This is a genomic window from uncultured Victivallis sp., from assembly GCA_944389935.1.
In the GTDB taxonomy this organism is placed as follows: Bacteria; Verrucomicrobiota; Lentisphaeria; order Victivallales; family Victivallaceae; genus Victivallis.
Genome location: CALXOE010000005.1, coordinates 1 through 14,834 on the forward strand (window position 1 = coordinate 1; position 14,834 = coordinate 14,834).

10 protein-coding genes and 1 tRNA gene are annotated in these 14,834 nt (G+C 58.8%); 6 read left to right on the forward strand and 5 right to left on the reverse strand.

All coding sequences use genetic code 11. The features are described from left to right. Window positions 1-604: 604 nt before the first annotated feature. Window positions 605-694, reverse strand: a tRNA-Ser gene (locus tag Q0J85_RS02675). A gap of 222 nt (window positions 695-916) precedes the next feature. On the opposite strand from Q0J85_RS02675, the gene cysS reads away from it, so the two are divergent. The 3 genes from cysS (at window position 917) to Q0J85_RS02690 (ending at window position 4,919) form a co-directional block, all read left to right on the forward strand. Further along, complete coding sequence (cysS, locus tag Q0J85_RS02680; protein WP_294478027.1) at window positions 917-2,326, forward strand: cysteine--tRNA ligase; 1,410 nt, start codon at window positions 917-919, stop codon at window positions 2,324-2,326. Between the two features lie 99 nt (window positions 2,327-2,425). Then, the gene (locus Q0J85_RS02685) at window positions 2,426-3,121 is read left to right on the forward strand and encodes a response regulator transcription factor (RefSeq protein WP_294478029.1); all 696 of its coding nucleotides are present in this window, start codon (window positions 2,426-2,428) and stop codon (window positions 3,119-3,121) included. Between the two features lie 13 nt (window positions 3,122-3,134). Continuing rightward, window positions 3,135-4,919, forward strand: a complete 1,785-nt coding sequence (locus Q0J85_RS02690; protein WP_294478031.1) for an ATP-binding protein — start codon at window positions 3,135-3,137, stop codon at window positions 4,917-4,919. A gap of 31 nt (window positions 4,920-4,950) precedes the next feature. On the opposite strand, the gene Q0J85_RS02695 is transcribed toward Q0J85_RS02690, so the two are convergent. After that, window positions 4,951-5,508 carry an XRE family transcriptional regulator gene (locus tag Q0J85_RS02695; protein ID WP_294478033.1) on the reverse strand — a complete coding sequence of 186 codons (558 nt, stop codon included), beginning with the start codon at window positions 5,506-5,508 and terminating at the stop codon, window positions 4,951-4,953. A gap of 154 nt (window positions 5,509-5,662) precedes the next feature. On the opposite strand from Q0J85_RS02695, the gene Q0J85_RS02700 reads away from it, so the two are divergent. Beyond that, window positions 5,663-6,952: a 3-isopropylmalate dehydratase large subunit gene (locus tag Q0J85_RS02700; protein ID WP_294478035.1), complete on the forward strand. Its 1,290-nt coding sequence runs from the start codon at window positions 5,663-5,665 to the stop codon at window positions 6,950-6,952. A gap of 15 nt (window positions 6,953-6,967) precedes the next feature. Continuing rightward, window positions 6,968-7,492, forward strand: a complete 525-nt coding sequence (locus tag Q0J85_RS02705) for a hypothetical protein (protein ID WP_294478036.1) — start codon at window positions 6,968-6,970, stop codon at window positions 7,490-7,492. A gap of 70 nt (window positions 7,493-7,562) precedes the next feature. Here the strand turns inward: Q0J85_RS02705 and Q0J85_RS02710 are convergent, their stop codons facing one another. Together Q0J85_RS02710 and Q0J85_RS02715 are read right to left on the reverse strand one after the other, a co-directional pair. Then, window positions 7,563-9,035, reverse strand: coding sequence for a TIM barrel protein (locus Q0J85_RS02710; protein WP_294478038.1), 1,473 nt, complete (start codon window positions 9,033-9,035; stop codon window positions 7,563-7,565). A gap of 127 nt (window positions 9,036-9,162) precedes the next feature. Continuing rightward, window positions 9,163-10,350, reverse strand: coding sequence for an ATP-binding protein (locus Q0J85_RS02715; protein WP_294478041.1), 1,188 nt, complete (start codon window positions 10,348-10,350; stop codon window positions 9,163-9,165). A gap of 81 nt (window positions 10,351-10,431) precedes the next feature. Here Q0J85_RS02715 and Q0J85_RS02720 point away from each other — a divergent pair, with 81 nt between their 5' ends. After that, a complete protein-coding gene (locus tag Q0J85_RS02720; RefSeq protein WP_294478043.1) occupies window positions 10,432-11,649 on the forward strand; it encodes a hypothetical protein in 1,218 nt (405 codons plus the stop codon). A 15-nt stretch (window positions 11,650-11,664) separates the two neighbouring features. Here Q0J85_RS02720 and Q0J85_RS02725 read toward each other — a convergent pair whose 3' ends face one another. Next, a complete protein-coding gene (locus Q0J85_RS02725) occupies window positions 11,665-14,826 on the reverse strand; it encodes an efflux RND transporter permease subunit (RefSeq protein ID WP_294478045.1) in 3,162 nt (1,053 codons plus the stop codon). Window positions 14,827-14,834 lie beyond the last annotated feature (8 nt).

Genomic DNA, 14,834 nt, shown 5'->3' on the forward strand with positions numbered 1-14,834 from the left:
GATTGCCGCTTGACTGACGACGGGTTCTGATGTATCTCACACCGATTTACCCACAAATTCCCGTGAAGACCCTTAAAGAAAATTTCACAGAAAACGGGGGTCTGAATGAAAAACGGCAGCCATGTGTTCAACTGCACCCTTTTTGCCAGTTAAAATAGAACGATTTTTGAGGCGAAAGAGCCAATGTTTTTCAAATCAGACTGAGGGTGCGGAAAAAATCTTGATAGAGAAATGTTTTCTGGCCCCCCGTTAAAACAGGGTGTCAGTTATCATTTTTGAACTCAAATCCGGGTCAGAAAAAAGAGGGTGTTTTTTCATTTCGACCGAGTGCGATACCCCCCACCCATGCCAGTTACACTACAAAAATTAAAGATTGTTCATAATCAACGACTTGCTACTTTAACTGAATTTTTGACCTTTTCAGCAAAACTCAGAATTCAGACGCCGGAGTCGTGATTTTCCTCTGAAAAAGACCTTTTTTCAGATTCTGAGTGTGTTTCAAACACACCTCGGCAATTTGCGTAAAACCCTTTACGCCAACGACTTTTAGCGCTTTTGAATAAAAGATTCTCTTTTTACCAGAAATCAGACGGGGAAAAATAAATGGCGGAGAGAGAGGGATTCGAACCCTCGATACCCGTAAGGATATAGCGATTTTCGAGACCGCCGCCTTCGACCACTCAGCCATCTCTCCGACCGGTGTGTTTTCATAAAATATCACGCCTTTTCCGGAAATTCAAACCCGCGGCCGCAAAAAATCCGGAAAATCCGCACTTCATCCCCCGCCTCCATCTTCATGCCGCATCACCTCAGATGATTTTCAGCGGAAAATCTCCCCTCCCCTTGTTGTAAATCCGCCGCAGCGACGGTAAATTATAGCCGAGACAGTGGCAAACAACCTGAATGGAGAAATACGATGAGTCTCGAATTCTTCAATACCATGGAGCGGCGCGTCGTCCCGTTCCAGTCGATCCGTCCCGGCGAAGTCGGCATGTACACCTGCGGCCCGACCGTTTACAATTACGCCCACATCGGCAACTTCCGCGCCTATATGTTCGAGGATCTGCTGCGGCGCACGCTCGAGTACTTCGGTTACAAGGTCCATCAGGTCATGAACCTCACCGACGTCGACGACAAAACCATCCGCGACTCCCGCGCCGCCGGACTCCCGCTGCGCGAATTCACCGCGAAATACAAACAGGCGTTCTTCGAGGACCTCAAGACGCTGAACATCGAACCGGCGGAAGTCTATCCCGCCGCCACTGATCACATTCCGCAGATGATCCGGCTCATCTCGATCCTCATGGAGAAAGGGTACGCCTATCAGGCCGAGGACCGCTCGATCTACTTCTCCATCGACAAGTTCCCGGACTACGGCAAACTCGCCAGAATCGACCGCGAAAACCAGCGCTCCGGCGTGCGGATCAAAAACGATGAATATGCCAAGGATTCCGTCGCAGACTTCGCCCTCTGGAAAGCGTGGGACGAACTCGACGGCGATGTCGCGTGGGACTCCCCGTGGGGCAAGGGCCGTCCCGGCTGGCACATCGAATGCAGCGCCATGTCCAGCGAATACCTCGGCGACGCATTCGACATCCACACCGGCGGCATCGACAACATGTTCCCGCACCATGAGGACGAGATCGCCCAGAGCGAAGCCGCCACCGGCAAAAAATGGGTCAACTACTGGCTCCACTGCGCGCATTTGATGGTCAACGGCGAGAAGATGTCCAAGTCGCTCGGAAACTTCTACACGCTGCGCGATCTGCTCAAAATGGGGTGGAAAGGACGCGAGATCCGCTGGGTGCTGATCGGCGCCCACTACCGCAAAAAACTGAACTTCACACTCGACGCCATCGGTCAGGCGCGCGAAACGCTCACCCGGTTCGACGAATTCTTCGACCGCATGCGCGCCGTCGCGAAAGAGGGTGAATGCTCCGAGGCGGAACAGGCCGTCGCCTCCGCCGCCGCGGCGTTCTCCGCCGCGATCGCCGAGGATCTGAACATTTCCGAAGCACTCGCTGCCATGTTCGAGCTGCTGCGCACGGGGAACAAACTCGCGGACTCCGGCGAGCTCACGAAATCCGGCGCGGAACGCATTCTTGCGGCATTCCGCAAATTCGACACCGTGATCGGAGCGCTCGAAGTCGACGCGGTCCGGACGGCCGAGTTTCCGCCGGAAGTCGTCGCCCTCGCCGAAGAGCGCAAGGCCGCGCGCAAAGCGAAGAATTTCGCCGAAAGCGACCGTCTGCGCGCCGAAATCGGCAAGCTCGGATTCCTCGTCGAGGATCAGCCCGGCAACGAATACCGGCTGAAAAAGGCGTAATCCGGTCCGGACTTAACGGAATTCTAACATCCGGAACACCGGATTTGAACATTCCGGAACTACATTATCCTCAACATTAACAAAGGAGAAAATTTCCTGATGGCGAAAGAGAAGATACTCGTGGTTGAGGATGAGGAGGCGATTCAGGAGCTGATCCGATACAACCTCAACAAGGAGGGATTCGACCGGGTCCGGCTCTGCGACTCCGGAGAAGAGGCGCTGACCCTGGCGCAGGAATTCGCTCCGGATCTCATTCTGCTGGATCTGATGCTGCCCGGCATGGACGGGCTTTCGGTCTGCCGCCGGCTGCGGCGCGATGCCAGGACCGCCGCGATTCCGGTCATCATGCTCACGGCGAAGTCCGAAGAGAGTGACATCGTGACCGGACTCGAAGTCGGCGCCGACGACTACCTCACGAAACCGTTCAGCCCGAAAGTGCTGGTCGCGCGGATCAAATCGGTTCTGCGCCGGGCCAATCCGACGGAGACGGAGGAGACAGGCATGACGCTCCGGCGCGGCGCGCTCTTTATGAATCGCGGCACGCGCGAGGCGCGAATCGACAACGAACCGCTTTCCCTGACCTGTTCGGAGTTTGAGATCCTCTATCTGCTCGCACGCCGTCCGGGGTGGGTCTTTACGCGCAGTCAGATCGTCAATGAGGTGAAAGGGGACGATTACCCCGTCACCGAACGCGCCGTCGATGTTCAGATGGTGAGTCTGCGCCGCAAGCTGGGGAATCGCAGCGAACTCATCGAAACGGTCCGCGGCGTCGGCTACCGGTTCGCGCAGGAGTGAGGAACGGCGCAAAATGAAAAACACGTTGTTCGTCTCCTGGCCGATCGTTTTTCTGGTCGTTGCATTGGGACTCACGGTCTTCGCCTGGTGGCAGTCCACTTCGCTTGAGCAGTTCAGCATCGAACGCACGCAGGAAGAACTTCAGAGCCGCGCCAGGCTTTTTCTGCTTGAAACGACGCGGCTGATCCAGAAAAAAGATCTTTCGGCGCTTCACGGCTTTTTCAGAAAAGAGGGAAAAGCGACCGGCACCCGCATCACGCTCATCGACAACACCGGGAAAGTCATCGCCGACTCCGACGAAAATCCCGCGAATATGGACAATCACCGGCAGCGTCCGGAAATCACCGAGGCGATCCAGGCATTCGATCAGGGCGAAACCTCTTTCTCCACGATCCGCCACAGCGCAACGAGCGGACAGCGGATGATCTACTGCGCCATGCCGCTCGAAGTCGACGGGAAACCTTATGTCCTGCGGACAGCGTTTTCGATCCATGAGATCGACCGGATCGTGCGCAAGGCGCGGATCGATGTAGTCTGGGCGGTGGTGGTGACGATCCTGATCGCCGCCGGAATCGGTTACTTTCTCTTTCAGACCGTCACGCGGCCGATCCGGGCGCTGCGCAGCGCCTCGGCGAAAATCGCCGCTGGAGATCTCGACGCCAAACTGCCGGTGCCGGAACACGGCGTCATTCGCGAACTCGGCAACAGCGTGAGCCGCATGGCGGAGGAACTCAAGGCTCGAATCGACGAAATCTCACGGGAGAAGAACGAACGGGACGCGATCTTCGCGGCTCTCTCCGAGGGAGTCGTCGTCCTTGACGCGGCAGGAATCATCATCGACACGAACCGCGCCGCACGCCGGATCTTCCAGATCAACGGCGATCCGCGCAACCGCCAGGCGGCCGCCCTGCTGCGGAATGAGGCGCTGGACGACTTCCTGAAACAGCTGCGCAAAACCGGCAATCCGGCCGAAGCGGAATTCACGTTCCCGCTTCCGGAGGGAGACAAGCAGCTGCGCGTCCGCGGCTGCCCGCTGCGCTGGAACGAAGATACGCGCCAGGGAATTCTGCTGGTTTTCTACGATATGACGCAGCTGCGCAAACTTGAGAGTTTCCGGAGGGATTTCATCGCGAACGTCTCGCACGAAATCAAGACGCCGCTCACCGTGATCCGCGGTGCGGTCGAAACGCTTCTGGACGGCGCCCTTGACGATCCTGAACACGCGAAGCGATTTCTCGAGATCATCGCGACCCACTCGGAACGGTTGAACAGTCTTGTGCAGGATATTCTGAGCCTCTCGCAGCTCGAATGCCGCGCGCTCAGCGAAGAACGGGAACTGGAGAACGCCACGCTTTCGCTGGTGATCGGTTCGGCGGTCAAACTCGAAGAGCCGCGCGCGGAGGAGGCCGGAATCCGACTCGTAACTGAGATCATCGACGATCCTCCCGTCCGGATCGATCCCCAGCTTATGGAACAGGCGATCGTCAACCTCATCGACAATGCGATCAAACACAGCGGCGAAAAGGAGGAGATCCGGATTCGTCTCCATGCCGAAAACGGATTCGCCATTCTCGATGTGATCGACCACGGCTGCGGCATCGCCTCCGTCCATCTCGAACGGCTTTTTGAGCGGTTCTACCGCGTCGACAAGGCGCGCAGCCGCAAGGCGGGCGGCACCGGACTCGGACTGGCCATCGTGAAACACGCCATGCAGCTTCACCACGGAACTGCCGAAGTGAAGAGCCGCCCCGGCGAGGGGAGCACGTTCAGCCTCAAACTCCCGATCGCCTCAAGCTGAGACGATACTTTCGGGGAAGCTGGTAACATGTTCAGCCGTTGTTCCGGCTCTTGATGAAGAGCACGCGCACGCGCTTCTCCCCGGCGTTGCGCAGTTTGTGCTTGCGGGAGGGGAGGATGCGCACCGCGTCGCCGGGCTCGAGCAGAAACTCCTCATCCTCGAAAACCAGATGCGCCTCCCCCTCGAGCAGAAACGCGATCTCCTCCTCGAAATGCTGCGAAAAATCACGGTTCGTCTCACGGCCCGGACCGAGCACCATCATCAGCAGTTCAACGTTCGACTTCAGCGGGCCGGGGGTCAAATTGAAGTAAACCGCGCTCTTTTCATTCGGATTGTGGATCCGCTCGTGTTCCGTGCGGCGCCGGATCAGCGAAGCGTTGTCGATCTCCTCGTTGAACAACGCCGAAAGCGGAATTCCAAGCGTTGCGCAGATTAATTTTAACACCGACAAACTCGGATTGCCGATACCGCGCTCCAACTGACTGACCAATGCCGTACTGACCCCGGAAATCTCAGAGAACTGCCTGATCGTCAAGTTCTTATCTTTTCTGTACCGGCGAATTCTCCGGCCGATCCGACTCTCCACCATACCGCACCTCCTGTTGTTTCCAGATCAATATAGCACCATTTTTGTTTATTATATTTAAAATCTGTAAAAATATTGAATTTTTTTTGAATCCGTGGTATTTTATAAACGTGACCGCAAACGAAACCCCAATTATGTCCAAAGGAGTTTGAGAAAAATGGGAAAGACATTGGCCCAGAAGATTTTCGACGCCCACACCGTCGACACGCCCGCGCCGGGAGTGCGGGTGTTGTCGCTCGACCGGGTGTTCTGTCACGAGATCACGACCCCGATCGCGATCAACGACCTCGTCGCCATCGGCAAGGACCGCGTTTTCGATCCGGAAAAGATCAAAGCCGTGATCGACCACGTGACCCCGGCGAAAGATTCCAAGACCGCCGAGCAGGGCAAGACGATGCGCGAATGGGCGAAACGTCACGGGATCAAAGACTTCTTCGATATCGGCGCAAACGGCGTCTGTCATGCGATCTTCCCGGAAAAAGGGTTCGTCCGTCCGGGATTCACGGTCATCATGGGTGACTCGCACACCTGTACGCACGGTGCATTCGGCGCATTCGCCGCAGGCGTCGGCACGACTGACCTCGAAGTCGGGATCCTCAAGGGTGTCTGCACGATGCGCGAACCGGCCACGATCAAAGTCGTGCTGAACGGCAAGCTGCGCGCGGGCGTCTTCGCGAAAGATGTGATCCTCGCAGTCATCAAACTGCTGACTGTGAACGGCGCGACCGACAAGGTCATCGAGTTCACCGGTCCGGCCGTCGACGCGATGGGGATGGATTCGCGCATGACGCTCTGCAACATGGCGATCGAGGCGGGCGGCACCTGCGGCGTCTGCTATCCGGACATGGTCACGGTCGACTTCCTCTGGCCGTTCATTCAGAACGACTTCCCGAGCAAGGAAGCGGCGCTGGCGGAATACTCGAAGTGGCTGCCCGATGCCGACGCGGTTTACGACAAGGTCGTCACCATGGACGTCTCCGAACTGGAACCGATGGTCACGTTCGGCTACAAACCCGACCAGGTCAAAACCGTCCGCGAAATGACAGGCACTCCGGTCAACCAGATCTACATCGGCAGCTGCACGAACGGCCGCCTCGAAGACCTGCGCATCGCCGCTGGAATCCTCAAAGGGAAAAAAATCAGTGAAAACGTCCGCGCGATCGTCTCGCCCGCCACGCCGAAAATCTATCGCGACGCGCTCAAGGAGGGGATCATCGAGATCTTCATGGACGCAGGTTTCTGCGTCACGAATCCGACCTGCGGCGCCTGCCTCGGCATGAGCAACGGCGTTCTCGCGAATGGGGAATCGTGCGCTTCGACCACGAACCGCAACTTCAACGGACGCATGGGCAAAGGCGGCATGGTCCATCTGATGAGTCCCGCGACCGCGGCAGCGACCGCCATCGCCGGAGTCATCACCAACTCGCCGCTCTTCACCGGAAAATAAGCGTAGGATCTGAAAATGAAGAACTTCAACGGAAAAATCCTGTTTCTCGACCGTTCCGACATCAACACCGACGAGATCATCCCGGCCAAATACCTGACCGAGCTGACCAAGGCTGCGCTGAAACCGTACTGCCTCGAGGATCTCTCCCTGCCCGGCTTCGATCCGAAGAAAGACATCGCAGGCAAGAGCGTCATCGTGACCAGGGCGAACTTCGGCTGCGGTTCCTCGCGTGAACACGCGCCGTGGGTGCTCGAGTGCAACGGCATCAACATCGTCATCGCCGAAAACTTCGCGCGGATCTTCCGCCAGAACATGTTCAACTGCGGACTTATGGCGATTTCACTTGAGCCGGCCGTGATCGACGAGCTCTTCAAGCTCTTCGCCGGAACCGACGCCACGCTCACGACCGATCTCGAGAACAAGACTTTCACGGTCTCCAACGCGAAGACCAGCAAGGTCTACCCGTTCACCATCGGCGAATTCGACCTCGAACTCGTAAAAGCGGGCGGCTGGGTCAGCTACGCCGACAACAAATACTGAGGCGTGACCGGAGCCCACAGAGAAAAGCGCATCCCGTTTTTTCCGGGATGCGCCTTTTTTTGATTCCGGGTCAGGGCTGCAATGCCGCCCGCAGCCGGCACATGCTCTCGACCGGATCGCCGTCGCGAATCTCGAGAAACATCGGCGCCGGATTCACCGTGCCGCGCCTCCAGCCGAGAAACAGCGAAGCGAGGGAAATCAACGATCCGAACGGTTTCACCAGCGGCATATGGTTGCAGAGAGTCCCGTCCGGCCGTTTCACGACCTGATGCAGATGGAAGCCGTTGATCTCATCGCCCAGCTCCTCATACCAGTCGCTGATCGTGAACAGATTCGCCAGCGGCCCGTTGTTGCGCGCGTGTCCGAGATCGAAGTTGAATCCGATGCGCGAACAACAGTCGAGACGCCAGCGCAGAAGTTCGATCCACTCCCGGCACTCGTCCGGCGTGCAGCCGAAATTCCGGGCGTCGACACTCTCTCCGGGGACGATATGAAGATTCTCGATGCCGATGCTGATCCCGGCAGCAAGCAGCCGTCTGACCGGGGATTCTGCCGCATCGAGCAGCGCGTCGCAGGCGGACTCGAAATCCGCGATTGCGACCCGGGGAACATGCCATGTTACGTGTGAACACCCGAGATCGAGCGCCATCCGTACCGCCTCGCGGAATTCCGCCGCGCCGTGAATTTCTCCATCCCGCCAGCTCAAGTCCGGCAGATGCAGGGAGAGCACCACTCCGCCACGCGCCCGCCACTCTCCGAGCGCGCGCAACAGCGCCGGCTCATCCATCCGGTCAGGAGAGGTGAAACGTAGTTCAAACACTTTCATTCCGGCCTCACTGCCGCGTTTGAGAACACCGACCGGTTCTTTCATTCCGGAGCAGCCGAGACGATCGCAAAATGCCTCGCGCTCTTCCCGCGGCCAACTGCGCGGATCGGCATCTTCCAGGACGATATTCTCCCTCTCACCTCCGTCGAAGATCACCAGTTCCGGAGCTCCGCCGGAAGCCTTGTCCGGATCGAGCCCGCGCACGAGTTCGAGCCGCTCAAAGCTCCCGTCAATGTGCCAGTGACCCGCGATGAGCTTGCAAATCCGCCCGGATCGGAACGCTTTCTCCAGCAGCGCCCGATCCTCTTCCGGCCAGATGTCGGGCGGACAGTGCGTCACGGCGAGCACTCCCGCCGGCGAGGACTTCGCAAGCAGAGCCCGAGCCGGCTCGGAAAGCCGCGAACGCGAGGTATCCAGCAGCACGATTCCCTCAGCCTCCACGGGCGTCGCCAGAAGTTCCGCCACCTTCGCACGGTCGACGGGCGAACGCATTTCGGCATTGCCCGGCGTCAGGAGGTACGGGATTCCGGTTGCGATGAGTTTTGAGCGCAGCCGTTTTGCGGAAACGGCAGAGCCGGTCGCGGTCAGGTCTCCGGCTCCGACGATGCGATCCGCGTGCAGACGTTTCGCCGTCGCAAGCGCCCAGTCGAGCACCTCCTCCTTGACGCTCCGCTCCGAGTCGGGCAGATGCAGATCAGCCAGCAGCGCAATTTTCATAGGCACCTCCTTCTTCAACGACTCAACTCCCGAAAGACGAATTCGTCTCGATCAAGTTCCACCCGGAAAACACCGCGCCTCCAATATTGGAGTCAGTCTCCGAATCCGGCAGACCGCCATTCTTTCATCATTGTTCCGGGGCGTTTCCCGTCGACTGTTCCGATGCGGGCGGCAGCATCCGAATCCTCTGCCCCGGGAATGGGAACCGGATCTCGAACACCGTTCCCTTGCCCGGAATCGAACGCAGACCGAACGATGCTCCGTGTTCCCGGCAGATCCGCTCGATCACCATCATGCCGATGCCGTTCCCGCCGGAGCGGTTCGTACTGAACGCCTTGAACATGCACCCGAGCTCGTCCGGCGTGATTCCCGTCCCGGAATCCGCAAATTCTATGGTGAGCCCGTCGGCATCGGATGAACTCCGGATCAGCAATTTCCCGCCGTTCGGCATCGCCTGCACCGCGTTGCGGATCACATTGTAAAACACCTGTTTGAGCTGGCCGGGATCACCCGACACCGGGCGCGACTGCGCCTCCCACTCGCATTCGACCGAAACCAGCCGCGCATTGATCTCGGCGCGCATGAAATTCAGCACCTCGGTCACCAGCGACGCCACATCGACCTGCGTGAACTGCGGACGCCCCGGACGCAGCGCGGAGAGAAAACCGTGGATGATGCTGTCGAGACGCTCCACCTCGGATTTGCATGCGGCGATCATCTCGGCAGCCTCCTCGCGGGAAAACGCCTCCCCGCCGGCGAACGACCGGTCGAGAATCTGAAGATTCAAATAAAGACTGTTCAACGGATTGCCGATCTCATGCGCGACTCCCGCCGCAAGCATCGAAATCGCCTCCCCTTTCTGATGTTCGATATCACTGATCGCACGTGCACGACTTTCGGTCACGTCCCGGAAAATCACCGCAGCGAGCGTATTGTCCCCCGGATACGGCACCAGGTAGAACTGCAGAAAACGGCGGACCGGATACAGAATCTCGAACTCCTGCCGTGCAACACGCACCCACTCTTTCTCATCCGCGCCGAGAATCCGCGCCCAGTCCACGCCCTGCAGCAGCTGCGACGCACGCACCTCGGAAAGATCGTCCGGCAACGCCAGAAGTTCCTGTGCCGCCCGGTTGTGGTAGCGGATCAGCAAATGGCGATCGATCACGAGAATCCCCTCTTCAATCGCGTTGAATACCGTTTCCAGAAATCCCCGTTCCCGCATCAACCGGAAAATATACGCCTGCCGGCTGCCGGAATCGACGTCCTCAAGTCGCTCGCTGAAGCGATCCAGGAAATTTTTTTTCACCGTCATTTGAAATCATCCCCTTTCGGTGCCATACTATTATAACAATAGCATATTATGGAAGAATCTCAAATCTGCCGGAGGAGGACGATGAAAATCTTTCGTTTCTTTTTGCTTGCGGCGGCGCTTTCCACCGCCGTCTCCCTCTCTGCCGACGCTCCGCTGATCCGGATCGACGACGAGGAGAGCACGCCCGTTGTGGAGGAGACCGGCCGCCTCATCGAACTGCGCGATCCGAATGCCGACAACCGCCGGAACACCCCGCCCGGCGTGCTCGCCTCCCTCGTCGCCGCCGACGGCGTCATCTACGACTGGACCCCCTCCCCCGATCCGATGCGCGTAACCGGCGGAGCGAATCTCATCGATGCGTTCCTCTCAACGGACGAGACGCTGCTCGTACTGCTCGAGAAAACCGGGGCGAAAGAGGGACCGAACGCGACCCGCGTGCTCTGCTTCAATCTGCTCAACGACAAACTCGTACGCGCTTTCACGGTTGCGGATCGGAAACTCTCGGGCGCGGCATTCGTGCCGGGCACGACGCAGTTCATCGCCCCCCAGCTCGCCCAGGAGGCGTTCCAACAGCCGGACCGCCTCGTTGCGGTCGATCTGAAAACGGGAATTGTCAAGCGCGAATCGCAGCCATTCGCGCGGCCGGTCCGGACGTTCGTGCTCAACGCGGTCTGCAGTTTCGTCTGTCTCGATGGAGACGACGCCATCCTCATGATCCCCCACGAGGCGTTTGAAAAAGCCCCGCAGCAGATCCAGACCCTCGTACGCGATCCGCAGCTGCTGCTGACTCCCGACGGCAACCGGCTCATCGTCTACGGCAGCGGCCGCATGGAACTTTATGACACCACCCCCGCGACGCCCGAACTCATCACGAGCCGGGAGATCCCGACTGACTTCGAGCCGTCCCGGGCGATCGCCGCCGACAACGACGCCTCGACTCTGGTCTTTCTGGATCCGTCCGGCAGCGGGTACCTCTATGCTGGCGGGGTATTCCGCAGAATCGAGGGAAAACTCACCGGGCTCGGCTGCTGCCGCACCGCCGACCGCAAACTTTTCCTCGGCATCCAGCAGAAAGAGGCGATCAACCTCTATCAACTCCCGAACGAGATCGAACCGCAGGCGACCTGCTCGCCCGGGGAACTGCGCCCGCGCATGACCGGACGCAATTTCCGATTCTTCGCCCGCACCTCGACCTCTGAGCCGGAACTCATTCTCATCGACAACCGCGCGAATATCTTCAACCTCACGGTGAAACCGCGCCGCTGGCAGAAACGGCTCATCTTTGAAGCGCCGAAATAAAATATTTTGCGTTTCTCATCTTTCCGGGGCGTTTTTTCCCCGCCGGAACTCGATCAGGCGCTGAACGACCGCGTAGAACATCGGGACAAGCAATGTTCCGCCGATCGCCGCAACGATCATCCCCCCGAACACCGCACTCCCGAGCGAAACCCGGCTGGCGGCGCCCGCACCGGTCGCAACCACAAGCGGCAAAACGCCCAGAATGAACGAGATCGCCGTCATCAGCACCGCGCGGAAACGCAGTTTTGCCGCCTCGACCGCCGCATCGAAAATCGATTTGCCCTGTTCGTGGCTCACTTTCGCGAATTCCACGATCAGAATCGCGGTCTTGCAGGCGAGACCAAAGAGCAGTACGAATCCGACCTGCGTGTAGATGTTGTTCTCGACGTTCATCACCCAGAGAAACAGCAGAGATCCGAAAAATGCGATGGGCACTGACAACAGCACCGCCACCGGAATCATCCAGCTCTCATATTGCGCCACGAGAAAGAGGTACATGAAAAGAAGCGCCAGCGAAAAGATGATCATCGTCATGTTCAACGAAACTCCCCCGCCGAGCCTGACGGGCTGATTCGCGGCTTTCTCCTGGTAGGACATGTCGGTCCAGTCGAACTTCATCCCCTCCGGAAGAATCTGCCGCGCGAGCTCCTCCATCGCCTCCATCGCCTGCCCCGTGCTGTAACCGGGCGCATTCGAGCCGTTGATCGTCGCGGAGGAGTACATGTTGTAACGGTTCAAATACTGCGGGGAGAGCCGCTGTTCGACCTCGACGAGCGTCCCGAGCGGAACCATTTCGCCCTGACTGTTCGGCACGTAGATTCCCCGGACGTCCGGCACGGTGCGGCGCGCCCGCGCCGCCGCCTGAATCTCGACCTTGTATACTTTGCCGAACTTGTTGAAGTCATTCACGTAGGTGTATCCGGTCAACCCCTGCAGCGCCGTGTTAATATCTGAAATCGCGACGCCGAGTTTCAACGCTTTTTCGCGGTCGATATTCAAAAACACCTGCGGCACCTGCGCCCGGAATGTCGAGTAGGCCGATCCGATCGCCGGATTCTGCCGCGCCGCCGCGCAGAGGTCGTTCACGGCGGTCTCCAGCCGCTCCGGATAGGTCCCGGTGGTATCCTCGACGACGAACGAAAACCCGCCCGTCGTTCCGATTCCCTGAATCGTCGGCAGACCGAACACCTGAACGACCGCACCGGGATCGCGGTTGAGAAGCGCCTGAAGCTTCCGCTGAATCGCGTCCTGCGAGAGCTCCGGACTCTTGCGCTCTTTCCACGGCAGGAGCGAAACAAGCACCATCGAATTGTTTGAAGCCTGCGACCCGGTGAGGATGCTGTAACCGGCCACGCCGAGTACGTCGACGACGCCATCAACCTTGCGCACCTCCTCCACGACCCGTTCCGTGAACGCCTGCGTGCGGTCGAACGACGCCGCATCCGGCAGCTGGATGTTCACGAAGAGCTTCCCCTGATCCTCCTCCGGAATAAACCCGGTCGGCAGATTCACGTAAAACCAGTAACAGCCGAAGACGATCACCGCGAAAAGCACCAGCGCAAAAAGCGCCCGCCGCACGATAAGACGCACGAGCCGGATGTAACCACCCGTGAGCCGTTCGAATCCACCATTGAACCAGCGGAACAGAAAGAACTTTTTCCCGCCCGGTTCGACCGGCTTGAGCAGAATCGAGCAGAGCGCCGGTGAGAGCGTCAGCGCATTGACGCTCGAGATCACGACCGACACCGCAATGGTGATGCCGAACTGCCGGTACATCTCCCCCGTGATCCCCGGCAGAAAACAGATCGGAATGAACATCGCCAGCAGCACCGCCGTCGTCGCGATGACCGGGCCGGTGACCTCCTCCATCGATTTGACCGCCGCCTGTTTCGGGCTGAGATGCTCCTCTTCCATAAGCCGGTTCACGTTTTCGATGACCACGATCGCGTCGTCCACCACGATGCCGATCGCGAGAATGAGCGCGAACAGCGTAATGAGGTTGATCGTGTAGCCGATCACGAGCAGCACCGCGAATGTGCCGATCAACGACACCGGAATCGCCAGCGTCGGCACCACCGTCGAACGCCAGTCCTGCAGAAACAAGTAGGTGATCGCAACCACGAGAATCACCGCGATAATCAGCGTCATGGCCACTTCGTCGATCGAAGCGGTGATGAACGAAGTCGTGTCGAACGGAATGCCGTAATCGATTCCCTCCGGGAAATAGGCCTTGAGCTCCTCGAGCCGCGCGGCGCACGCCTCGCGGATCTGGATTCCGTTCGCTTCGTTGAGCTGATAGACCGCCAGCAGAGCAGCGGGTTTTCCGTTGTAGGTGCCGGTTGACGAATAGTTCTCCGCACCGAGTTCGACTTCTGCGATGTTTTTCAACTTGACCTGAGCGCCGTCCGGAGTCGACCGCACGACGATCTCCTCGAACTCCGAGACCTCCGACAACCGTCCCTGCGTCTGCAGCGCGTAACGGAAAATTCCGTTCCCTCCGGTCGGGGCCTCGCCGAGCGCGCCGGCCGAGACCTGCACGTTCTGCTGTTTCAACGCATTCGTCACTTCGTCGACGGTCATGTTCATGCCGGCCATGCGTTCCGGATCGAGCCAGATACGCATCGAATATTTGTGTTCGCCGAGCAGCTGCACCTCGCCGACCCCCGGAATACGCGCGAGCTCGTCTTTCAGATAGATACTCGCATAGTTGCTCAGAAAAAGGTCGTCATACCGGCCGTCCGGCGAAAAGAGTGCAATGACAAGCAGCATGCTCGGAGATTTCTCTTTCACGATCACGCTCTGGCGGCGCACCTCTTCCGGAAGCTGGGCCGAGGCCCAGTTCACGCGGTTCTGGGTGTTGACGGTGTTCGAGTCGCCATCCGTGCCGATGTCGAACGTCACGGTGATCGTCGCGGCGCCGGTGTCGGTCGCGTTGCTCGACATGTAGATCATGCGTTTGACGCCGTTGACCTGCGCTTCGATCGGCTGAATGACGGTCTCCTGCACGGTTTTCGCGTCAGCTCCGGGATAGGTCGCACTGATCGAGACCTGCCCGGGCGTGATGTCCGGATACTGTGTCACCGGCAGCGTGAAAAGCGCCACAATGCCCGCAAGCGTGATCACGATCGAAATCACGAACGCAAACCGCGGGCGGTCGATAAAAAATTTACTGATCATCGTCCCGC

Excerpts from the sequence above, each read along its gene's own strand:
- cysS (WP_294478027.1), top strand. The coding sequence starts at position 917 with ATGAGTCTCGAATTCTTCAATACCATGGAGCGGCGCGTCGTCCCGTTC.
- Q0J85_RS02685 (WP_294478029.1), top strand. The coding sequence starts at position 2,426 with ATGGCGAAAGAGAAGATACTCGTGGTTGAGGATGAGGAGGCGATTCAG.
- Q0J85_RS02690 (WP_294478031.1), top strand. The coding sequence starts at position 3,135 with ATGAAAAACACGTTGTTCGTCTCCTGGCCGATCGTTTTTCTGGTCGTT.
- Q0J85_RS02695 (WP_294478033.1), bottom strand. The coding sequence starts at position 5,508 with ATGGTGGAGAGTCGGATCGGCCGGAGAATTCGCCGGTACAGAAAAGAT.
- Q0J85_RS02700 (WP_294478035.1), top strand. The coding sequence starts at position 5,663 with ATGGGAAAGACATTGGCCCAGAAGATTTTCGACGCCCACACCGTCGAC.
- Q0J85_RS02705 (WP_294478036.1), top strand. The coding sequence starts at position 6,968 with ATGAAGAACTTCAACGGAAAAATCCTGTTTCTCGACCGTTCCGACATC.
- Q0J85_RS02710 (WP_294478038.1), bottom strand. The coding sequence starts at position 9,035 with ATGAAAATTGCGCTGCTGGCTGATCTGCATCTGCCCGACTCGGAGCGG.
- Q0J85_RS02715 (WP_294478041.1), bottom strand. The coding sequence starts at position 10,350 with ATGACGGTGAAAAAAAATTTCCTGGATCGCTTCAGCGAGCGACTTGAG.
- Q0J85_RS02720 (WP_294478043.1), top strand. The coding sequence starts at position 10,432 with ATGAAAATCTTTCGTTTCTTTTTGCTTGCGGCGGCGCTTTCCACCGCC.
- Q0J85_RS02725 (WP_294478045.1), bottom strand. The coding sequence starts at position 14,826 with ATGATCAGTAAATTTTTTATCGACCGCCCGCGGTTTGCGTTCGTGATT.